The organism is Kitasatospora sp. NPDC051914 (assembly GCF_040680995.1).
GTDB lineage: Bacteria > Actinomycetota > Actinomycetes > Streptomycetales > Streptomycetaceae > Kitasatospora.
Genome location: NZ_JBFAXX010000061.1, coordinates 21,452 through 40,771 on the forward strand (window position 1 = coordinate 21,452; position 19,320 = coordinate 40,771).

Sequence of the window (19,320 nt, forward strand, 5' to 3'; positions counted from 1 at the left end):
GGGGCGGGCGGGGCCTGCCGCAGTGCCCGGGACGGGGTTTCCCGCCGCTGTGATCGGCCAGACGCTGCACAGGGCGCGCCCGCGTCCTGACTCGCGGGCCGCCCGCCGGCGGCCGTCCTGCGCGGCGGGGTGGCCGGGCGGCGGGGCGGCCGTACGGGTCGCGCTGCGGAGGATGGGAACCATGGTGCAGAGGATCGGAACCATGGCGCAGGACGACCGGCCGACGGACGGCCGGGACGAGAGCCCCGAGGAACGGGCCGACCGGCTGTGGGCGGAGCTGCTGCAGGAGGTGCGGGTCGCGCAGACCGGCGCCCAGATCATGTTCGGCTTCCTGCTGACGGTGGTCTTCACCGAACGGTTCACCACCCTGCACGGCTTCGACCGGGCCCTGTACGTCGCGGTGGTGACCCTCGGCGCGGTGGCCACCGGCACGCTGATGGCCCCGGTGTCCTACCACCGGATGCTGGCGGGACGGCACGTGAAACCGCGGATGGTCGCCTCCGCCGGGCGGCTGGTCACGCTCGGGGTGGCGCTGCTCGCCCTCAACGTCGGTGCGGCCCTCCTGCTGCTGCTCAAGGTCGCCGGCCTGACCTGGGGCGCCTGGGCGATCTCGGCAGCCGTGATGGTCTGGTTCGCGGTGTGCTGGGTCGTGATGCCCGCCTCCCTGCTGCGGCGGCACGGCTCGAAACGGCAGGAGTGAAACCCGTGCAGGAGTGAAGCCCGTAGGGGTGCCCCCGGCGCCCCTACGGGTTCGCCCGTCAGGTGTCGCGCCTGCGGGTCGGCCCCGTCAGGTGTCGCGGCCGTCCTGGTGGTGGCGGTCGTACCTGTCGTGCCGGTGCGGCCAGTGGCGGTGGTGGTGCCGCGGCGGGCGCGGCTGCCGTTCGTGGCCTTCGCGGATGGTCTCCGGCGGCGGTCCCGGGTTCACCGGGACGGTGCCGGTGGCCGCACCGCCGGGCGGGTCGGCGGGCCTCAGCTCGGGCGGGCCGGGGTTGACGGTCATGGCGGCCTCCTTACCCCTCCACTGTGCGCCTGCCCGGGCCCCGCGGCGAGAAAACCGAGGGCGGGCCCGTGTCGGCGCGGCCCGGACGGGGCAGGCGCACGGCAAGGGGCCGGCCTGGGTGCGGCCGGCCCCCGGGTGGAGGTGATCTGCCGTGCGGTCGACGACCCGCGGGCCTTCCCGCAACACCCGCCCCGGCGCTGCTCCCGAACCGCCCGCCGGGCCTCCCGGGCATCTGCTGTGCCGGGTGGCGGCGCCGCTGCTCGGTGTGTTGACGGCACTGTTCGCGTTCTGGGCGGTGGCCGCCGGTGACGACGGCTCCGCCGGCCTGCTGCTGCCGGCCTCGCTGGCGCTGGCCTGCGGCGCCCTGACCGTGCTGACCGCGGCCGACCTGCTGGTGCTCGCCCGGTGCCGGCAGCGGCGGCACAACGGCTGTGGCCGCCCGGGCGGTGCCGGACCGGACCGCACTCCCCCGGTTTCGCCCGGGGCCTCCCGGTGAGACGTTCGAGGAGCCGACCGCACACGGAGGAAGGTGGCCGAGATGACCGGGCTGCAGGACAGGACGGTGGCGTTCCTGGTGGCGCCGAAGGGGGCGGAACAGGCCGAGCTGACCTCGCCGTGGGAGGCGGTGGAACGGGCCGGCGGCACGCCCCGACTGGTGTCCACCAAGGGCGGTCTGGTGCACGCCTTCCGGCACCTGGACCCGGCGGACACCTTCCGGGTGGACGCCGTGGTGGCGGACGTCTCGGCCGGTGACTTCGACGCGCTGGTGCTGCCGGGCGGCGTCGCCAACCCCGACTTCCTGCGGATGGACCCGCGGGCGGTCGACTTCGTCCGGGGCTTCTTCCGGCGGCGCGCGCCGGTCGCGGTGATCTGCCACGGACCGTGGACGCTCATCGAGGCGGACGTCGTACGGGGCCGGACGATCACCTCGTGGCCCAGCCTGCGGACCGACCTGGTCAATGCGGGCGCCCACTGGGTCGACCGCGAGGTCGCGGTGTGCCACGACGGGCCGAACACCCTGGTGTCCAGCCGGAAGCCGGCCGACCTGCCGGCCTTCGAGCGCACCCTCGTGGAGGAGTTCGCCCGCTCCCCCGCCCACGCCTGACGGCGCACCACACCGCCCGCGCCGACCCGCCCGCGCCGGTCGGCGCGGGCGGGCCGGTACGGGTGCCGGGGTCAGGCCTCCTCCGGGGGGTCGGCGGGCTCGTCCGGCTCCTGGTCGTCGGGGGCCGGCGGCGACCCCTCACCGGTCATCCGCGCATCGGGGGTCTCGGTGGGCGGCCAGGCGTCCTCGGGGTGGTCCTGCTCGCCGGTCGTGGGCTCGGTGCTCATGGCTGGTCCTCCTGCGGGTGGTCGGGGCGGGAGATCCTGCCCGCGCGCCTGCCCCGGCAACGTGTCCCCAATCGCATCCGCCCGGCCGGTCCGCGGCGGGGTTGGGCCCTGCGCGAGGGGGTACGCGCCGGAACAGGGGAGGTCGGCAGCACCGGCTCCGGGAGCCGGTCGGCTGCGATCCGGCGCAAGTCGTCGGACCATGGACGGGGCGCGCTGCCGCCGAGGCGACGGCGCCCCGCACCCGTGACAAGGAGGACGCACATGACCGTCCCCGTTCCCCCGGGACCGGACGTCGGCCCGATACCCGACCCGACGCCTCCGGGCCCTCCCCCGCCCTCCCCGGTGCCGCCGCCGGGGCCGCCCGACCCCCAGCCCGTCCCGCCCGCGCCGGTACCGCCGTCGCCGCCCGCCCCCGGACCGGACCCCGCACCGCCGGACCCGGGCCGGCCGCGGGAGTCCGCGAAACGGTCCGCGGGCACGGCGAGAGGCCCGGTCCGGTGACGGCCCCGGCCCGCCCCCGCCGGGTCGTCGAGGTGCCGACGGTCGGCGTGGAGGAGGAGTTCCTCCTCGTCGACCGGCACTCCCGGCTGCCCGTCGGGCGCGCGCCCGCCGTCGTCAAGGAAGCCGCCGACGTCCTCGGCGAACAGGTCCAGACGGAGTTCTTCACCTCGCAGGCCGAGGTGTGCACCCTCCCGGTACGGAGCCTGCCCGACCTGCGCGCCGACCTGGTACGGGTGCGATCCGTGCTGCGGGAGGCCGCGGCGGGGGCCGACTGCCGCCCGGTGGGCACCGGCATGCCGGTGATGACCGACGGGCAGCCGCCGGCGATCACCGACTCGGCCCGGTACCGGCGGATCTGCGACCACGTGGGCGCGGTCGCCACCAGCGCCGAGGGCCTGGTCTGCGGCTGCCACGTGCACGTCGGGGTGGAGTGCCGCGCGCGGGCGCTGGCGCTGAACAACCTGATGCGACCCTGGCTGCCGATCGTCCAGGCGCTCGCGGTGAACTCGCCGTTCAGCGCGGGCCGCGACACCGGCTACGCGAGCTGGCGGCACGCCTTCTACCGGCGCTGGCCGACCGTGGGCCCGGCCCCGCGGCTCGACGAGCCGGCCTACCGGGCGACGGTCGGCGGGCTGCTGGACGCCGGGGTCATCCTCGACACCGCGATGATCTACTGGTACTCGCGGCCCTCCGAACACGTGCCGACCCTGGAGGTCCGGGTCGCCGACACCAGTGCGGACGTGGACACCACGGTGCTGCTGGCCGCCCTCGTCCGCGGCCTCGCCGCCACCCTGCTCTCGGAACTGCCCGGTGACCGGGAACCCGCGGAGGCCTGCGGCACGGCGAGCGACACCACGGCGATGATCGACGCGGCGCACTGGTCCGCGGCGCTGTCGGGCATCGACGGGAACGGGCCGGATCCGGTGAGCGGCCGGATCGTGCCGATGCGGTGCCTGGTCGACCGGCTGGTGGAACGGGCCCGCCCCGGGCTGGAGGCCGCAGGCGACCTCGGGACGGTCCGCCAACTGCTGGCCGGCCTGCGCACCGCCGGGACGGGCGCCGACCGCCAACGGGCCGCCTTCGCCCGCCGCGGCCGCTACGGCGACGTCGTCGACGAAATGGCCGCCCTCACCGCCGAAACCTAGGCACCTAGGCAGAGGGGCCCCCACAGGGCTCGGGCGAACCCATAGGTGCCCCCAGCGCCCCTGTGGGTTCGCCCGAGCCCCTGACTCGTTGGCCGGTCAGTCGGCGCGGACGGCGATGAGGCAGGTGTCGTCGTCGGTGTCGGAGGCGCTGTGGGTGAGCAGGGCGTCCAGGTAGGCGCCGAGGTCGGGGCCGGGTGGGCCGGCGGCCTCCAGCAGGGTGCGCAGCGACTCGTCGTCGGCGGTGCCGCGGCGCTCGATCAGGCCGTCCGTGTAGAGCAGCAGGGCGTCGCCGGGCTGCATGGTCAGGGAGTGCTCCTCGTACTCGGCGTCCGGGGCGGCGCCGAGCAGCAGGCCGTGCGGCAGGGGCAGGACCTCCGGGCGGCCGGCCCGCAGCAGGACGGGTGGGGGGTGTCCGGCGCGGGCCCAGTGCAGGGTGCGGGTGTCCGGGTCCCAGCGGGCGCAGACGGCGGTGGCGGTGGCGGGGTCCGGCAGGGCGAGTGCGGTGAGGTTGAGCCAGTCCATCAGTCGGGCGGGGCCGGCGCCGGTGACGGCGAGTCCGCGCAGGGCGTTGCGGAGTGCGACCATGCCGGTGGCGGCCTCGACGCCGTGACCCGCCATGTCGCCGACGGAGAACAGGGCGCCGCCGTCGGGGAGCGGGAGGACGTCGTACCAGTCGCCGCCGACCCGTTCGCGTTCGACGGCGGGGCGGTAGCGGACGGCTGCGTGCAGCCTGGTCCGGTCGAGTGGCGGGGGTTCCGGCGGGAGGATGGCTTCCTGGAGGCGCAGGGCGAGGCGGTGGCGCTGGGCGGCCTCGAGTTCGCTGTCGGCGAGGCGTTCGCGGGTGGCGGCGAGGGCGAGTTCGGTGCGGTGCTGGTCGGAGACGTCCTGGCCGGCGCCGCGGACGAGGACGACCCGGCCGGCGGGGTCGGTGACGGGTTCGGCGACGATGCGGGCGTAGCGGGTGCGTCCGTCGGGCCGCAGGAGGCGGAAGGCGGCGGAGGCGGCGCGGGCCTCGTTCAGGACGCCGTTGACGAGGCGGCGGACGAGGGGGCGGTCGTCGGGGTGGACGTGCGCGGCGAGGGCGGCGAGCGGTACGGGTGTGGCGTCGGGCGGGAGGCCGTAGAGGTCGAAGAGCCGCTCGTTCCAGAGGATGTCGCCGGTGAGGAGGTCCTCTTCGAAGCCTCCGACGCGGGCCAGCCGCTGGGCGCTGTGCACGAGGCCGACGAGGCGGGCGTCGGCGTCCTCGATCTGCCAGCTGACCAGCAGGTGGCCGTCGGTGCGGGCGGCGCCGATCCGGGCGACGACGGGCAGCCGGGTCAGGTCCTCGGTGAGGAAGGTGAGGGCGAAGTCCTCGCGGACGGGTTCTCCGGTGGTGTGCACGGCGGCGAGCCGGTCGAGGAGGCCGCGGCTGCCGGCCATCGGGTAGGTCTCGAGCAGGGAGGCTCCTTCGATGCGGGTGCGGGGGCGGCCGGCCGGGTCGCGGAAGCGGTGGTTGGTGCGCAGGATGCGGAAGTCGGCGATCGTGCCGTCGGCGGCCTCGACGGGGGCGAGGAGCAGTGCGGGGTCGAGGAGGGCTTCGAGGGCGGCGGTCTCGGGTCGGGGCGGTGGGTCGTCCGGGGCGGGTGGCACGGGGTCGACGGTGATGGCGCAGACCTCGGCGAGGGCGCGCAGCCGGGCGGGTGCGGCGGGCGGCAGTGGGTGCGGGGGTTCGGCCCAGCCGAGTTCCAGGGCGCCGAGCAGGCGTCCGCGGCGGCGGACGGGCAGGGCGAGCCGGTACGGGGCGGTGGCGAGGCCGACGGTCGGGGTGCCGGTGGCGGCGGGTCCGTCCTCGGGCCAGAGGCCGGTGGCGGTGCGGGCGGCGAGCCGGGCGGGGGTGTCGATGCCCGGGGGGACGTGGTGCCAGCCACGGACGTCCTCGGGTGGGAGGCCGGCCTGGCCGAGCAGGGCGAAGCCGCCGTCGTCGGCGAGTCCCCAGAGGACGGCGGTGTCGGCGGCGAGCAGGTCGGCGGTGTGGTCGAGGACGGCGCGGGCGACGGTGTCGGCGTCGGTGGGCGGCCGGGGTGCGGCCGGCGGCCGGTGGGCCGGTTCCTCGCCGACGGTCGGGCCGGTGGCGGCCGCGGAGCCGATGATCTCGGCGGCGAACCGGTGGACGGGGACGTTCGCGCCGGCGGCGAGGTCGGCGAGTTGGGCGGCGGCGTCGGCGGGCGGGCAGCCGAGGCGTTCGGCGAGCATGCCGGTGGCGATCTCGACGACGGGTCGGACGGCGAGGCGGAGGCGGAGCTCCTCGTACCGGTTGTCCAGGCGTCGGACGGCGTCGGCGAGCCGGTCCACCCGGGCGTCGGCGGATTCGGCCGGGGTGAGCGGCACCCGGCCCACCAACGGCTCGTCTTGGGTGTCCGCGGGTGCGTCGGTGGGGCGGGGCCGGTCCATGGCGGTCAGCCGTCCAGCCAGTGGACGATGCGGTCGAGCAGGTGCTCGGTGTCGACGGGCTTGGTGATGTAGTCGTTGGCGCCGGCGGCGAGGCTGCGGGCGCGGTCGCCGGGCATGGCCTTGGCGGTGAGGGCGATGATCGGCAGGTCGGAGAGGCCGGCCTCCCTGCGGATGGCGGCGGTGGCGGCGTCGCCGTCCATCTCGGGCATCATCACGTCCATCAGGACGAGGCCGGTCTCGGGGTGGCCGCGCAGCACGTCCAGGCCGGTGCGGCCGTTGTCGGCGTGCAGGACGCGGGCGCCGTGGAGTTCGAGCATGCCGGTGATGGCGAAGACGTTGCGGGCGTCGTCGTCGACGATCAGGATCGTGCGGCCGGCCAGCCGCGGGAGGGTTTCGGGCGGGCGGATGTCCGGGGCGGCGTCGTCGTCGGCGGCGTCCGGCCCGGTGGCGGCTCTGATCCGCTCGCGGAGGTCGTCCAGGCCGGTGGCGGGTACGGGGGCGCCGGGGCCGGGCGGCGCAACGGGGTTCTCGGTGTATCCGATGACCGGGGGGCCGCTGCCGAGCAGCTCGTCGAGGACGGGTTGCAGCCGCTCGGGGGGCAGGTCGAGGTCGACGACGGCGGACCGCCAGGGCCCGTCGTCGAGGGCGGCGCGGACCTCCTGCGCGTCGCGGACGGAGCGCAGTTCGGCGGGCGGGTCCCGGTGGGCGGCGGCGCTGGCGGCGACGGCGGTGAGCAGGCCGGGCGGGTCGGCCTCGACGACGAGGAGGCGGGCCGGGTGGGCCGGGGCGGCGGGCCGGACCGGGCCGACCCCGACGGTGGCGGGGAGGTGCAGGGTGAAGCAACTGCCTTCGCCGAGGGTGCTGCGGGAGGTGATGGTGCCGCCGAGGAGGTGGGCGAGTTCGCGGCTGATGGAGAGTCCGAGTCCGGTGCCTCCGTAGCGGCGGCTGGTGGTGCCGTCGGCCTGCTGGAAGGCGCCGAAGATCGATTCGAGGTGCTGTTCGGCGATGCCGATGCCGGTGTCGGTGACCCGGAGCGCGAGGCCGCCGGGCGGGACGCCGGAATCGGCGTCGGACTCCTCGGCGGTGGAGGCCCCGATGCGCAGTTCGACGCGTCCGGAGTCGGTGAACTTGACGGCGTTGGAGAGCAGGTTGCGCAGGATCTGGCGCAGCCTGGCCTGGTCGGTGAGCAGGACGTCGGGGGTGCCGGGGGCGGTGACGACCCGGAAGTCGAGGCGCTTCTGCCCGGCGAGCGGCCGGAAGGTGGACTCGACGTAGTCGAGGAGTTCGCGCAGCGGGAACCGTTCGACGTGGATGTCCATCTTCCCGGCCTCGACCTTGGACAGGTCGAGGATGTCGTTGATCAGCTGGAGCAGGTCGGAGCCCGCGGAGTGGATGATCTCCGCGTACTCGACCTGTTTGGCCGTCAGGTTGCCGGCCGGGTTCTGGGAGAGCAGCTGGGCGAGGATGAGCAGGCTGTTGAGCGGGGTGCGCAGCTCGTGGCTCATGTTGGCGAGGAACTCGGACTTGTACATGGAGGTGCGGGCGAGCTGGCGGGCGCGTTCCTCGAGTTCGCGGCGGGCCTGTTCGATCTCCAGGTTCTTGGCCTCGATGTCGCGGTTCTGGGCGGCGAGCAGGTCGGCCTTGTCCTCGAGTTCGGCGTTGGAGCTGCGGAGTTCCTGCTGGCCGTTCTGGAGTTCCTCGGAGCGGGCGCGGAGTTCGGCCGTCAGGCGCTGGGACTCCTCGAGGAGTTCGTCGGTGCGGGCGTTGGCGAGCAGCATGGAGATGTTGGCGCCGACGGCGTCGGCGAAGCGGCCGAGGAAGTCGCGGTGGACGTCGGCGAAGGGGTGCAGGGAGGCGATCTCGACGACGGCGAGCAGTTGGTCCTCGACGACGACGGGCAGGACGACGAGTTCGCGCGGCGGGGCGCTGCCGAGGCTGGAGGAGATGGCGGCGTAGCCGTCCGGGAGGTCGCCGACGGCGATGGTGCGGCGGGCGAGTCCGGCCTGGCCGACCAGGGACTCGCCGAGGGCGAGGCGGGCGGGGCGGTCGCCGGCCGGGCGTCCGTAGGAGCTGACGAGGGCGAGTTGGGTGCCGCCGGGGGTGTCCTCGGCGAGGTAGAAGGCGCCGTACTGGGCGTCGACCAGCGGGGTCAGCTCGTTCATGATGAGGTCGGCGACGGCGGTGAGGTCGCGGTGGCCCTGGATGAGGCCGGTGAGCGCGGCGAGGTTGGTCTTGAGCCAGTCCTGTTCCTGGTTGGCGCGGGTGGTCTGGCGCAGGGACTCCACCATGGAGTTGATGTTGTCCTTCAGGTCGGCGACCTCGCCGGAGGCGTCGACGCTGATGGAGCGGGTGAGGTCGCCCTCGGCGACGGCGCCGGTGACCTCGGCGATCGCGCGGACCTGCCGGGTGAGGTTGCCGGCGAGTTCGTTGACGTTCTCGGTGAGGCGCTTCCAGGTGCCGGAGACGCCCTCGACCTCCGCCTGGCCGCCGAGCCGGCCCTCGCTGCCGACCTCGCGGGCGACCCGGGTGACCTCGGCGGCGAAGGAGGACAGCTGGTCGACCATGGTGTTGATGGTGGTCTTGAGTTCGAGGATCTCGCCGCGGGCGTCGACGTCGATCTTGCGGTTGAGTTCGCCGCGGGCGACGGCGGTGGTGACCTGGGCGATGTTGCGGACCTGGTTGGTCAGGTTGTTCGCCATCGAGTTGACGTTGTCGGTGAGGTCCTTCCAGGTACCGGCGACGTTGGGCACGGTGGCCTGGCCGCCGAGGATGCCCTCGGTGCCGACCTCGCGGGCGACCCGGGTGACCTCGTCGGCGAACGCGGACAGCGTGTCGACCATGGTGTTGATGGCGTCGGCGAGGCCGGCGACCTCGCCGCGGGCGGCGACGGTGATCCGCTGCGACAGGTCGCCCTTGGCGACGGCGGCCGCGACCTGGGCGATCGAGCGGACCTGGTCGGTCAGGTTGGAGGCCATCACGTTGACGTTGTCGGTGAGGTCCTTCCAGGTGCCGGAGACGCCGCGGACGGTGGCCTGTCCGCCGAGGCTGCCCTCGGTGCCGACGGCGCGGGCGACCCGGGTGACCTCGTCGGCGAACGCGGACAGCTGGTCGACCATCGTGTTGATGGTCTCCTTGAGTTCGAGGATCTCGCCGCGGGCGTCGATCCGGATCTTCTGGGTGAGGTCGCCGCGGGCGACGGCGGTGGCGACCTCGGCGATGGAGCGGACCTGGGTGGTGAGGTTGCCGGCCATGAAGTTCACCGAGTCGGTCAGGTCCCGCCAGGTGCCGGAGACGTCCCGCACGGTGGCCTGACCGCCGAGCCGGCCCTCCGTGCCCACCTCGCGCGCCACCCGGGTCACCTCGCCCGCGAACGCCGACAGCCGGTCGACCATGGTGTTCACGGTGTTCTTCAGTTCGAGGATCTCGCCCCGTGCGTCCACCTCGATCTTCTGCGTCAGGTCCCCCTGGGCGACGGCGGTGGTGACCTGGGCGATGTTGCGGACCTGCGTGGTGAGGTTGCCGGCCATCGCGTTGACGGAGTCGGTGAGTTCGCGCCAGCTGCCGGAGACGCCCGCGACCTCGGCCTGGCCGCCGAGCCGGCCGTCGCTGCCGACCTCCCGCGCGACCCGGGTCACCTCGTCGGTGACCCGGGACAGCTGGCCGGCCATGCCGTTGAACACTTCGGCGATCTCGCCGAGCAGGCCCGGCCCGCCCTCCTCGAGGCGGGTGCCGAAGTCGCCGTCCCGGACGGCGGTGAGCCCGGCGAGCAGGCCGCGCAGGCCGTCCTCGGACAGCGCGGTGTCCCGCGCCCCGGGGGCTTCCGGGGCTCCGGGGGTGGCGGGCGGGCCGGGCGCGCGGGCGTCGGAGCCCGGCCGGACGCCTGCGGACCGGTCGGGCGCTGCCCCGTCGTGACGGCCGGACGGGTCACGGGGACCGGGCGGAAGGGGCTTGTTCATCCTCGCCCTCGGCGTGGTGCGGCGGCTGCGGACGGATGGCTCTGCGGATGTCTCTGAAGTCCACTCTGCCACCGCCGGGGCCGCTGCGGCCCGCGCTCCGGCTCCCGGCCCGGCAGTGGGCCGCGGGCCTTTCCGGGCTCACCGGGCCGGACCGTCCCAGCGGTGCTGCAGCGCACGGACGCGCGTGTTGTGCCAGTCGACGCCGCGGTCCACCTGCTCCTGCGACAGGCCGCTGATCGCCGCCAGTTCGTCCAGGGTGAGCGGCTCCCCGGTCTGCTCCAGTGCGCGGCAGATCTTCCCCGCCCACTGCTCCTCCGGTACGAACGGGCGGCGCCGGTACTGGTCGACGATCTCCGCCAGGTGGTCGACGCCGCAGGCGGTCAGGACCCGCTTCCCGTCGAAGTCCGGTTCGAAGGCGTGCACCGCCGAGGAGTCCGGCACGAGGGCGTACAACTCCTCGCCGTTCTCCAGGACGGCGCCGCACACGTCGCACAGCTCCGGAAGGTCGTGGTCCGACCGCCGGTCGAACGCATCGGATGCATCCATGCCCGGCGCCTACCCGGGCGCCCGCCGGCCACACGCCCCGACCGTCCGGGCGGTCGGGGCGTGCACCGGACGGCTCAGTCCCAGGCGGGGGCCTCGACCTCCAGCCAGACGGTCTTGCCCGGCTGGCGCGGCACGCTGCCCCAGGCCGCGGCGAGGCGGTCGACCACCCGCAGGCCGTGGCCGCCCGGCGCGGAGCGGGGGCGGTCGGTCTGCAGCACCGGCAGTTCCCGGCTGTCGTCGGAGACCTCGACCCGCAGCCCGTCCCCGATGCGGTGCAGCACCAGCTCCCGGGGCCCGCCGGCGTGCAGGCAGGCATTGGTGACCAGTTCGCTGACCATCAGCAGCACGTCCTCGGCGACGGCACGGCGTTCGCCGTCCGGCGCGGGCAGCCACCCCCAGTCGTACAGGGCCTTGCGGGTGAAGTCCCGGCAGTGCTGCACCGCACCGCGGGACTCGTACAGGGCCAGCCTGCGGACCTGCTCCGCGGGGGCGGCCGGCCCGGTCATGGACCGCCGCCCCGTCCCGGCCCGGCCTCCGCGGCGGTCCCGAAGACCCCGAAGATCTCCCCCGCGCCGGTGATCTCCAGCATCCGCTGCACCATCGGGGTCGGCCCGGCCAGGACGACCTCGCCGCCGTTCGACAGGGCCGCCAGGCGGGCCCGCAGCAGCAGGTTCAGGCCGGTGGAGTCGCAGAACGACAGGCCGGAGCAGTCCACGACCACCAGCGGCGGCGGCTCGGCGACGGCGGTGTCGAGCGCCTCGCGGAACGGCCCGGCGCTGTCGTGGTCCAGCTCGCCGACCAGCCGGAGCACCCGGCGGTCGGCCGTGCGGTCCACGGAGACGGTCAGCTGCGCGGCGCCCGCAGGCCCGCCGACCGCCTCGGTGTCAGCGTCCATGGCCCGGCTCCCGTCCTCGGGGGTGCTCCCTCCACCATAGGTCGGCGTCCGGCGAATCCCCCGCTGGCCCGAGGTCCGGTCCACAGGACGTTTGGGCGGCCCGCTGCGGGCCAGACGCCGAGCGTCCCGACCGGCCCGGCACCGTCGGGCCGTTCCGGACATGCCGGCCGCGCCCGTCCCGTCGAGCCGTTCCGGGTTCCGGCCGAACCACGGGAGCCGCCCATGTACGTCGCCGTCGTGATCGGGGAGGGCCGGGGCCCCTGGCCGCCCGGCGGCGGCGCCGCCGAGCCCGGCCGGTCGCTGGCGGCCGCCGGACACCGGGTCTCGCTGTTCGCCCGCGCGGACGGGACCGGCACGGACCGGCACGGACCGCCGGGCGCCGACGCCGACGGCCCGCAGCCCGCCACCCACGCCCTGCCCGTCGGCCCGGCCCGGCCGCTCGCCGCGGACGACGCACTGGAGTGCGTGTCGGCACTGGCCGATCAGCTGGCCCGCCACTGGGAGGCGGACCCGCCGTCCGTGGTGCACACCTGCGGGCTCGACGCCGCCCTCGCCGCACTGGCCGCCGCGGCGGCCGGACCCGCCGCCGGGCCGCCGATCGTGCACGAGCGGGCCGGCGCCCTGCACGGCGGCGATCCGCTGCCCGCCGCCTCCGCCGGCCGGGTGCACCGGCTGCGGTGCGCGGTCGCCCGCCGGGCGGACCTCCTGCTCGCCCACTCCGCGGCCGAGGCGGAGCTGCTGGTCGGCTTCGGCGCGGACCGCCGCCGGGTCCGGACGGTGCCGTTGGGCGTCGACACCGGCCTCTTCTCCCCCGCCGACAGCTACCCGCCGCCCGGCCCGCCGCAGCTGCTCTGCCTGGACGGCGGCCGCTCCCGTACCGGCGTGGACACGGTGACCAGGGCGGTCGCGGACCTGCCGGGCGCCCTGCTGACCGTCGTGGGCGGCGATGCCGAGCCCTCCGAGGGCCCCGTCCGCCGGCTGCCGGAGGTGCCGCACGGGGAGGTGCCCGGTCTGCTGCGGGCCGCCACCCTGCTGGTCACCGCCCGGCCGGCCACCGCGTCCGGGCAGTCCGTACTGGAGGCGATGGCCTGCGGCGTGCCGGTGGTGGCGGTCGACGGCGGCACCGTGCACGACCTGGTGGTGGACGGGGTCACCGGAGTGCTCCTGCCCACCGCCGCACCCCGGCCGCTGGGCCGGGCCGTCGGCCTCCTGCTCGCCGACCCGGCCCGCTGCCAGGCCCTGGGCATCGCCGGCACCGACCGCGCCCGCGCCCGCCACGCCTGGCCACGCGTCGCCGACCGGCTGGAACAGGTCTACCGCACCCTCACCGGCTGACACCGCACGGCAGCCCACCTGCGGACGGCGCGCCGGTGCGGTCAGCCGAGGCGGAGGCCCACCAGGCAGGTGTCGTCGAGCGGGTTGGGGGCGCCGAGGCGGCGCAGGACGTGGTCGAGGCAGCCCTCGATGTCGGTGGCGCGGTAGTCGCGCAGGGCGTCGACCAGGCGGTGGACACCGCGTCCGAGGTCGTCGCCGCGGCGTTCCACCAGCCCGTCGGTGTAGAGCAGCAGGGTGTCGTCGGGGTCGAGGCGGATCTCGGCGGGGCGGTAGACCGCCCTCGGTACGGCGCCGAGCAGCATGCCCTCGGGCATCTCCAGCAGCCGGGCGGATCCGCCGCGGGTGACGACGGGGGGCAGGTGGCCGGCCCGGGCCCAGGCGAGCGTGCGGGTGGCCGGGTCGAGGCGGCCGCAGACGGCGGTGGCGATGTAGTCGCCGCGCTCGTGGCAGAGCATCCGGTTGAGGCGGCCGAGGAGCTCCTCGGGCGGGGCGCCGGTGTGGGCGAGGCCGCGCAGTGCGTGCCGCAGGTTGGCCATGCCGGCGGCGGCGCGCAGCCCGTGGCCGGAGACGTCGCCGACGACGACGAGGACGGCGCCGTCGGGCAGCGCGAGGACGTCCCACCAGTCGCCGCCGACCTTGTTGCCGCGGCCGGCCGGCAGGTAGCGGGCGGCGGTGTGCAGCCCGGGTACGGGCGGTCCCGCCGGGGCGTCCATCAGGGCGCGCTGGAGGGCCACCACGGCCCGGTGCTCGGTCTCGGTGCGGCGGCGCTGCTCGGCGAGCCGGTTGCGGGTCCCGGCCAGGGCCTGCTCGGTGCGGCGCCGGTCGGTGACGTCCTGGACGACGCCGCGCACGGCGACCACGTCGGCGCCCGCGACGCCGCGGACCGCGGTGGCCAGCACCCGCAGGCTCCGGGTGCTGCCCTCGCGGCCGACCCGGAACTCCAGGGTGGTGTCGGCGGTCCCGGCGAGCACCCGCCCGGCGGCCGCCCGTACCTCCTCGCGGTCGCCGGGCGCGACGGCGGCCAGCGCCCGGGCGATGCCGATCCAGCCGCTGCCGTCGTCCGGCAGGCCCAGCAGCCTGGGCACCTCGGGCGAGCAGGTGAGGCGCGCGGCGCCCGGCTCCCAGCTCCAGGTGCCGAGCCGGGCCAGCCGCTGCGCCTGGGCGAGCTGGGCGTCCCGCCGTTCCTGGTCGCCGTGGGCACGCCAGCTGACCAGGACGCCGTCCAGGAACGGCGTGGCGTGCAGGGTCATCGCGGACGACCGGACGGCGCCGTCCACGACCTCCTCGAACTGCTCGGCGTCGCCCTCGTACGGCACGCCGGTGTCGGCCACCTCCAGCAGCCGGCCGAAGGTGCCGGAGACCACCATGCCCGGGTAGAGCTCGGTGAGGCGGCGGCCCACCACGGCCTCGGCGGTCCGGCCGGCCGGGTCGACGGTGGCCGCGTTGGCGTACTCGACCCGCAGGTCACAGACCCGGCCGTCATCCTCCCGGACGGCCCCGAGGATCAGCACCGGGTCGAGCAGTGCGTCGAGGACGGCACGGAACCAGGGTTCGGCGACCGGCGCCGTCCGGGTGATGCCCCCGGCGGCGCCGCGGGCGCCGACCCTGAGCAGTTCGGCGGCGCACAGCGCGGCGATCGCCGCGAGGTACCGCTCGGCCTCCGGCTCGGGCCGGTAGCTCTCGGCCCAGCCCAGCTTCATCGCGCCGATCACCCGGCCGCCGGTGCGCAGCGGCAGCGCGCAGACGGTGCGCCCCGGGACGAGGTCCTCGCCGGTCACGTCGGGGTAGCGGGCGGCGAAGTCCGTCCGGTCGGCGACCCACACGGGGGTGCCGAGCTGCGCCGCCTCGGTGAGCGGGAGGGTGGTCAGCGGCGGGATGCGCTGCCACTGGCTGAGCCGGCGCGCCGGGACGCCGTGGCTGGCGACCAGGCGCAGCGCGCCGTCGGGTTCGAGCAGGGCGAGGACGGCGGCGGAGACGCCCAGCGGGGCGAGGGCGGTCTCGTGGAGCAGCCGGGCGAGGTCGTCGGCGCTGTCGACCGAGGCGAGGGCGGCGGCGGCGAGGTGGTAGCGGGCGGCGAGGCCCTGGGCGGGCCGGCCCGGTGCGGGGGGCGTGGGCGCCGGGGCCTCGGGGCCGTCGGTCCCGGTCTCCGCGTCGGGCGCGGGCGGTGCGGGAACGGGGACGGCGGGGTCCGACGCCAGGGGTGCGACGCTGCCGATCAGGTCGGCGGCGATGTCGACCAGCTTGCGGTTGCGGTCCTGGGAGAGCCGGACGAGGCGGTCGAAGGCCTGGTCGGGGGTGCAGCCGTGGCGTTCGGCCAGCAGCCCCTTGGCCTGCTCGATGACCGCCCGGGTCCGCATGGCCGTCTGCAGGCCCTCGACCTCGGCCCGGAGCCGGTCCACGGTGGCGTGCAGCACCGACCGCTCGGCGTCCGCGTCGGCCCGCTCGGGTCCCGGGCCGGGCGGCACCGCGGGGCGGGGTTCTTCGCGGCCTGCCACGGATTCAGCGTAGCTCCGCGGGTCCGCCCGGCCGCGGCACCGACGGTCGGGTCACCGACCGGTGCCGGGCCTCGGTCACAGGGCGTCGGCCCGGGTCACAGGGCGTCGGCCCGGGTCACGAGGCGGCGTCGGCCTCGCGGTCCTCCAGGCGTTCGCGCAGCAGCCCCAGGGTGGCGCCGAGGATGCGGGAGACGTGCATCTGCGAGACACCGATCCGCGCGGCGATCTCCGACTGGGTGTGGTTGCCCCAGAACCGCAGCAGCAGCACCGTCCGCTCCCGTTCCGGCAGCTCGTTGAGGAGCGGCCGGACGGACTCGCGGAAGTCGACCAGGTCGAGGTCGGGGTCGCAGGTGCCGAGCCGGTCCAGCAGGGAGCTGCCGGCCTCGTCGGGGCTGTCCTCGCGCAGTGCGTCCAGTGAGTCCGAGCGGTAGGCCCGGCCCGCGGTGAGGCCTGCGGAGACCTGGTCGGGGGCGAGGCCGAGCTCCTCGGCGAGCTCCTGCGGGGTGGGCTGCCGACCGAGGTCCTGCTCCAGCCGGTCGGAGGAGCGCGCCACGGTCAGGTAGAGCTCCTGGAGGCTGCGGGGCACCCGCACCGGCCAGGTGGTGTCGCGGAAGAACCGCTTGACCTCGCCGGCGATGGTCGGGATGGCGTAGGTGACGAACTCGACGCCGCGCTCGTGGTCGAAGCCGTCGACGGCCTTGATCAGACCGACCGTTCCGACCTGGAGGATGTCGTCCATGTCGGCGGCGCGGTGGCGGAAGCCGGCGGCCACGAAGCGGACGAGCGGCATGTTGAGCTCGATGATGGTGCCGCGGACGTAGCTGTACGCGTGGGTGCCGGGTTCGAGGCCGGCCAGGCGCTGGAACAGCGCATCGCTCAGGGCCCGCGCCTCGGTCTTGCCCATGGCCCGCATCTCCTGCTGGGTCGGGCGGGGCTCGAGGGCTGTGGCCGTGGCGTTGGTGGTGGAGGTGGCTCGGGTGGGTACAGCGGTGGTCGTGGGTGCGACTGGAGCGGACACGGGGTCATCTCCGCGGGGCGGGGGAGACCGCACGACGCGCGCACGGGGCAGCGCGGTGCGGGAATGGGGCGTCCGCCCGCCCGGTGTCTTCAGGCGTCGGAGCCCCGGCACGTCGAGGTGCCGAGAAATCCGGGCGGCTCGGGGGCCGCCGGGGCGGAGGGGGCGTCGGCCCGAATCCTCCGTCTGGTGGTTCTACCCCGCCACAACCGGAATCAACCCTTCCGTATTAAAGTGCGTCCGCCGTGTCCGGACGGGCAGGCCGGGTAGGCGCAGCCCGGGCCGCCGGCAGCGGGCCGGTGGCCGGCCCGGGAGGACGGCGACGATGACGAGGAACAACCCGAGCGCGCTCGGCGCCGAGGGGCGATGAGAACGCCATGACCGTGCCCGTCCCCTCCGATCCCGACACCCACCCGCCGCGGCCGGGTCCGGCTCCCCACCCCCACCCGGACGGCGATCCCGTACCGCGCCCGCCGGATCCCGATCCCGGGCCCGCCCCGCTGCCCGACCCCGGCCCCCCGGACTCCACGGGCGGTGCCGCTGCTGCGGCCCGCAGTGTCCGGCCGGCCGTCCGCGTGCGGCTGTGCGAGGCCGTGGCCGGGCGGCGGCCGATGCTGTCGGCGTCGGCGGTCGCGGTGTCCGGCGCGCTCCTGGCGGCCGCCCTGCAGCATCCGGCGGCCGGGGTGGCGCTGTGGGTGTCGGGTGCCCTGTGGGCGGCGGCCGTGCTGGGCGTCCTGGCGGTGGTTGCCGCCCTGACCGGCACCCCCCGCACCGGGCGACGGTGACAGCCGCCCGCAGCCCGTGACCACGCGACACGTGTCGGCGGTACGGCTCGGCGCGCCGTGTTTCGAACCGGCCGGGATCCGGGCATCCGCCGACCACGGGCCCTCCCGACCGCCGAACGGGCCGCATTCGGCCGGTCCGGCGGCGGGAACGGTTGGAGCCCGCGATGCACCGGCCGCACGGCCTGCCGACAGGCCGCCGCCCGGGACCGCGAACGGAGGTGACGGCGGCGGACGGCCCCAGCCTCTCCTGGCGTGAGCAGCGGATTCTCCGCCAGATCGAACTCGGACTCGGCCAGGACGCCGACCTGGAGCTGCGCCTGCGCACCATGCGGCTCGGCCGTCTCAACGGGCTGCGGCGACTCCTGCGCCGGCTGCCGGTCGGTGCGCTGGTGCTGCTCGCGCTCTGTGCGTTCGGCCTGTTCACCGCGGGGGCACCGGCGGCCGCGGTGGCGGCCTGGGCGGTGTTCGGCGCGACCGCCGCGGGTGTGGTGCTGTGGCTGGCGTGCCGCCTCGGTCAGCGCCTCCACCGCGGCCACTGACCGTTCAGGACGGTCAGGCCCGGCCGAGTGCGCTGTCGTCGAGGGCGGCGAGGAGGGCGGCGGGATCCGCGTGGACCTCCAGTGCGCCGGCGGCGCGCAGATCGCACTCGCCGATGCCGCCGCAGGTCACGCCGATGCACGGCACGCCCGCCGCGGCCGCGGCCTGGACGTCCCAGCGGGTGTCGCCCACGAACAGGGCCTCGCCCGGCCCTGCCTCGGACCGCTCCAGGGCGGCGTGCACCAGGTCCGGCGCCGGCTTGCTCGTCTCGACGTCGTCGGCGTTGGTGGCCGCCCAGAGGACGTCCTCGGCGTCCAGGACCCGCCGCATCGCCTCCAGGTCGCGGCCGGACGCCGAACTGGCCAGCACCACCCGGCGCCCCCGTGCCGCCACCTCCCGCAGGAGCTCGCCCGCCCTGTCGAAGGCCCGCAGCCCCGGCCAGAACCTGGCGTACAGCGCCTGGTGGGCCGCACTGATGTCGGAGTCCAGGTCGCGGTCCCGGCCGGGACCGAGCACGTGCTCGAGCAGTTCGGTGCCGGCCATGCCGATGGCGCCGTGGACGCGCGACATCGGCGGCGTCAGGCCGAACTGGGCGAGCGCCTCCGACCAGGCCAGGGTGTGCAGGTAGCTGGTGTCGAGCAGCGTGCCGTCGACGTCGAACAGGGCTGCGGCCGGCATGGCGTGCTCCCTCCGGGAACCGGCGCGCCGGACAACGGGCGGGCGGCGCGCCGGGTGTGTGTGTCTGCCCGATCCCGCGCGGGGTCGGTGTCAGTGGCCGGGATCCCGGCGGCGCTCCGGCGAGCTTTGCCAGCCCGCCTCCGTCCGTTGCTGCGCCGGATCCTCGTACGCCGTGTCCTGTCGGGCTTCCGGCGCCTGCGCAGGTGCGCCGGCGGTGTCCGCCACGCGGGTGTCGGCAGCGCCCGTCATTCCGCCGACCGGCGCCCGGTCGGCGTACGGCTGGAGGCCGGCCGTCTCGGGGTACGGTTCGTGGCCGGCCGTCGTGGACGCCGGGACGGGACGCCCGGCGGTGACGGTGCCGGCCCGACGGGCCGCCCGCAGCTCGGCGGAACGGCGGCGGCCGACGAGCACCATCAGGCAGCCGAGGACGAAGAGCAGCGTCAGCGCGATTCCCGCGAGGAAGATCGCAAGACTGTTCATGGTGGCGAGGTCGTTGCCGAACATGGTCACCGTGTAGGTCGGCCCGCCGTCGAGGTTCTGGGCGATCAGCAGTCCGGTGAACGCGCCGGTCACCGCCAGCAGCAGGAGTCCGAGGGCAAGCATGGGGCCGTCTCCCTCCGGAAGGGTCTTTGGGGCGCGTATGCCCGGGATCGGGAGACCGATGCAAGGC

The 19,320-nt window shown here is 75.9% G+C and carries 18 protein-coding genes; 7 read left to right on the forward strand and 11 right to left on the reverse strand.

The features are described from left to right. Nucleotides 1-181 precede the first annotated feature (181 nt). Nucleotides 182-700, forward strand: a complete 519-nt coding sequence (locus tag AB0M03_RS31425) for a DUF6328 family protein (protein WP_363497644.1) — start codon at nt 182-184, stop codon at nt 698-700. 87 nt (nt 701-787) lie between these two features. On the opposite strand, the gene AB0M03_RS31430 is transcribed toward AB0M03_RS31425, so the two are convergent. Next, entirely contained in the window at nt 788-1,000 is a 213-nt protein-coding gene (locus AB0M03_RS31430; RefSeq protein WP_363497647.1) for a hypothetical protein, read from the reverse strand. Nucleotides 1,001-1,151: 151 nt separating this feature from the next. On the opposite strand from AB0M03_RS31430, the gene AB0M03_RS31435 reads away from it, so the two are divergent. Further along, complete coding sequence (locus tag AB0M03_RS31435) at nt 1,152-1,496, forward strand: hypothetical protein (protein ID WP_363497649.1); 345 nt, start codon at nt 1,152-1,154, stop codon at nt 1,494-1,496. 42 nt (nt 1,497-1,538) lie between these two features. Further along, nucleotides 1,539-2,105, forward strand: a complete 567-nt coding sequence (locus AB0M03_RS31440; protein ID WP_363497652.1) for a type 1 glutamine amidotransferase domain-containing protein — start codon at nt 1,539-1,541, stop codon at nt 2,103-2,105. A gap of 71 nt (nt 2,106-2,176) precedes the next feature. Here the strand turns inward: AB0M03_RS31440 and AB0M03_RS31445 are convergent, their stop codons facing one another. Beyond that, nucleotides 2,177-2,332 (reverse strand): hypothetical protein, encoded by a 156-nt coding sequence (locus AB0M03_RS31445; RefSeq protein WP_363497655.1) that lies wholly within the window; start codon nt 2,330-2,332, stop codon nt 2,177-2,179. A gap of 497 nt (nt 2,333-2,829) precedes the next feature. Here AB0M03_RS31445 and AB0M03_RS31450 point away from each other — a divergent pair, with 497 nt between their 5' ends. Then, complete coding sequence (locus AB0M03_RS31450; RefSeq protein WP_363497658.1) at nt 2,830-3,978, forward strand: glutamate--cysteine ligase; 1,149 nt, start codon at nt 2,830-2,832, stop codon at nt 3,976-3,978. 96 nt (nt 3,979-4,074) lie between these two features. On the opposite strand, the gene AB0M03_RS31455 is transcribed toward AB0M03_RS31450, so the two are convergent. The 5 genes from AB0M03_RS31455 to AB0M03_RS31475 all read right to left on the reverse strand — a co-directional run bounded on the left by AB0M03_RS31455 (nt 4,075) and on the right by AB0M03_RS31475 (nt 11,805). After that, nucleotides 4,075-6,408 carry a SpoIIE family protein phosphatase gene (locus tag AB0M03_RS31455; protein ID WP_363497660.1) on the reverse strand — a complete coding sequence of 778 codons (2,334 nt, stop codon included), beginning with the start codon at nt 6,406-6,408 and terminating at the stop codon, nt 4,075-4,077. 5 nt (nt 6,409-6,413) lie between these two features. Continuing rightward, on the reverse strand, nt 6,414-10,364 hold the full coding sequence (locus tag AB0M03_RS31460) for a HAMP domain-containing protein (protein WP_363497663.1): 3,951 nt from the start codon (nt 10,362-10,364) through the stop codon (nt 6,414-6,416). 138 nt (nt 10,365-10,502) lie between these two features. Beyond that, nucleotides 10,503-10,910 carry a hypothetical protein gene (locus tag AB0M03_RS31465; protein ID WP_363497666.1) on the reverse strand — a complete coding sequence of 136 codons (408 nt, stop codon included), beginning with the start codon at nt 10,908-10,910 and terminating at the stop codon, nt 10,503-10,505. Between the two features lie 74 nt (nt 10,911-10,984). Further along, nucleotides 10,985-11,416: an ATP-binding protein gene (locus tag AB0M03_RS31470; protein WP_363497669.1), complete on the reverse strand. Its 432-nt coding sequence runs from the start codon at nt 11,414-11,416 to the stop codon at nt 10,985-10,987. Continuing rightward, nucleotides 11,413-11,805: an STAS domain-containing protein gene (locus tag AB0M03_RS31475; RefSeq protein ID WP_363497671.1), complete on the reverse strand. Its 393-nt coding sequence runs from the start codon at nt 11,803-11,805 to the stop codon at nt 11,413-11,415. Before AB0M03_RS31475 ends, AB0M03_RS31470 begins: the two co-directional genes overlap by 4 nt. A gap of 222 nt (nt 11,806-12,027) precedes the next feature. Between AB0M03_RS31475 and AB0M03_RS31480 the strand changes: the two genes are divergently transcribed. Continuing rightward, entirely contained in the window at nt 12,028-13,140 is a 1,113-nt protein-coding gene (locus AB0M03_RS31480) for a glycosyltransferase family 4 protein (RefSeq protein ID WP_363497673.1), read from the forward strand. Between the two features lie 41 nt (nt 13,141-13,181). Here the strand turns inward: AB0M03_RS31480 and AB0M03_RS31485 are convergent, their stop codons facing one another. Together AB0M03_RS31485 and AB0M03_RS31490 are read right to left on the reverse strand one after the other, a co-directional pair. Continuing rightward, nucleotides 13,182-15,635, reverse strand: coding sequence for a SpoIIE family protein phosphatase (locus AB0M03_RS31485; RefSeq protein WP_363497676.1), 2,454 nt, complete (start codon nt 15,633-15,635; stop codon nt 13,182-13,184). A 115-nt stretch (nt 15,636-15,750) separates the two neighbouring features. After that, nucleotides 15,751-16,653, reverse strand: a complete 903-nt coding sequence (locus AB0M03_RS31490; protein ID WP_363497679.1) for a SigB/SigF/SigG family RNA polymerase sigma factor — start codon at nt 16,651-16,653, stop codon at nt 15,751-15,753. A 374-nt stretch (nt 16,654-17,027) separates the two neighbouring features. Between AB0M03_RS31490 and AB0M03_RS31495 the strand changes: the two genes are divergently transcribed. After that, the gene (locus tag AB0M03_RS31495; RefSeq protein WP_363497682.1) at nt 17,028-17,435 is read left to right on the forward strand and encodes a hypothetical protein; all 408 of its coding nucleotides are present in this window, start codon (nt 17,028-17,030) and stop codon (nt 17,433-17,435) included. 218 nt (nt 17,436-17,653) lie between these two features. Next, complete coding sequence (locus AB0M03_RS31500; protein ID WP_363497685.1) at nt 17,654-17,974, forward strand: DUF3040 domain-containing protein; 321 nt, start codon at nt 17,654-17,656, stop codon at nt 17,972-17,974. Between the two features lie 13 nt (nt 17,975-17,987). Here AB0M03_RS31500 and AB0M03_RS31505 read toward each other — a convergent pair whose 3' ends face one another. Continuing rightward, the gene (locus AB0M03_RS31505) at nt 17,988-18,650 is read right to left on the reverse strand and encodes an HAD family hydrolase (protein ID WP_363497687.1); all 663 of its coding nucleotides are present in this window, start codon (nt 18,648-18,650) and stop codon (nt 17,988-17,990) included. A gap of 90 nt (nt 18,651-18,740) precedes the next feature. Continuing rightward, nucleotides 18,741-19,253 (reverse strand): hypothetical protein, encoded by a 513-nt coding sequence (locus tag AB0M03_RS31510; RefSeq protein ID WP_363497690.1) that lies wholly within the window; start codon nt 19,251-19,253, stop codon nt 18,741-18,743. Between the last annotated feature and the right edge of the window lie 67 nt (nt 19,254-19,320).

Bases quoted from the DNA above. Each gene is read 5' to 3' on its own strand.
- AB0M03_RS31425 (WP_363497644.1), top strand. From the start codon at position 182: ATGGTGCAGAGGATCGGAACCATGGCGCAGGACGACCGGCCGACGGAC.
- AB0M03_RS31430 (WP_363497647.1), bottom strand. From the start codon at position 1,000: ATGACCGTCAACCCCGGCCCGCCCGAGCTGAGGCCCGCCGACCCGCCC.
- AB0M03_RS31440 (WP_363497652.1), top strand. From the start codon at position 1,539: ATGACCGGGCTGCAGGACAGGACGGTGGCGTTCCTGGTGGCGCCGAAG.
- AB0M03_RS31445 (WP_363497655.1), bottom strand. From the start codon at position 2,332: ATGAGCACCGAGCCCACGACCGGCGAGCAGGACCACCCCGAGGACGCC.
- AB0M03_RS31455 (WP_363497660.1), bottom strand. From the start codon at position 6,408: ATGGACCGGCCCCGCCCCACCGACGCACCCGCGGACACCCAAGACGAG.
- AB0M03_RS31460 (WP_363497663.1), bottom strand. From the start codon at position 10,364: ATGAACAAGCCCCTTCCGCCCGGTCCCCGTGACCCGTCCGGCCGTCAC.
- AB0M03_RS31465 (WP_363497666.1), bottom strand. From the start codon at position 10,910: ATGGATGCATCCGATGCGTTCGACCGGCGGTCGGACCACGACCTTCCG.
- AB0M03_RS31470 (WP_363497669.1), bottom strand. From the start codon at position 11,416: ATGACCGGGCCGGCCGCCCCCGCGGAGCAGGTCCGCAGGCTGGCCCTG.
- AB0M03_RS31475 (WP_363497671.1), bottom strand. From the start codon at position 11,805: ATGGACGCTGACACCGAGGCGGTCGGCGGGCCTGCGGGCGCCGCGCAG.
- AB0M03_RS31480 (WP_363497673.1), top strand. From the start codon at position 12,028: ATGTACGTCGCCGTCGTGATCGGGGAGGGCCGGGGCCCCTGGCCGCCC.
- AB0M03_RS31495 (WP_363497682.1), top strand. From the start codon at position 17,028: ATGACCGTGCCCGTCCCCTCCGATCCCGACACCCACCCGCCGCGGCCG.
- AB0M03_RS31505 (WP_363497687.1), bottom strand. From the start codon at position 18,650: ATGCCGGCCGCAGCCCTGTTCGACGTCGACGGCACGCTGCTCGACACC.
- AB0M03_RS31510 (WP_363497690.1), bottom strand. From the start codon at position 19,253: ATGCTTGCCCTCGGACTCCTGCTGCTGGCGGTGACCGGCGCGTTCACC.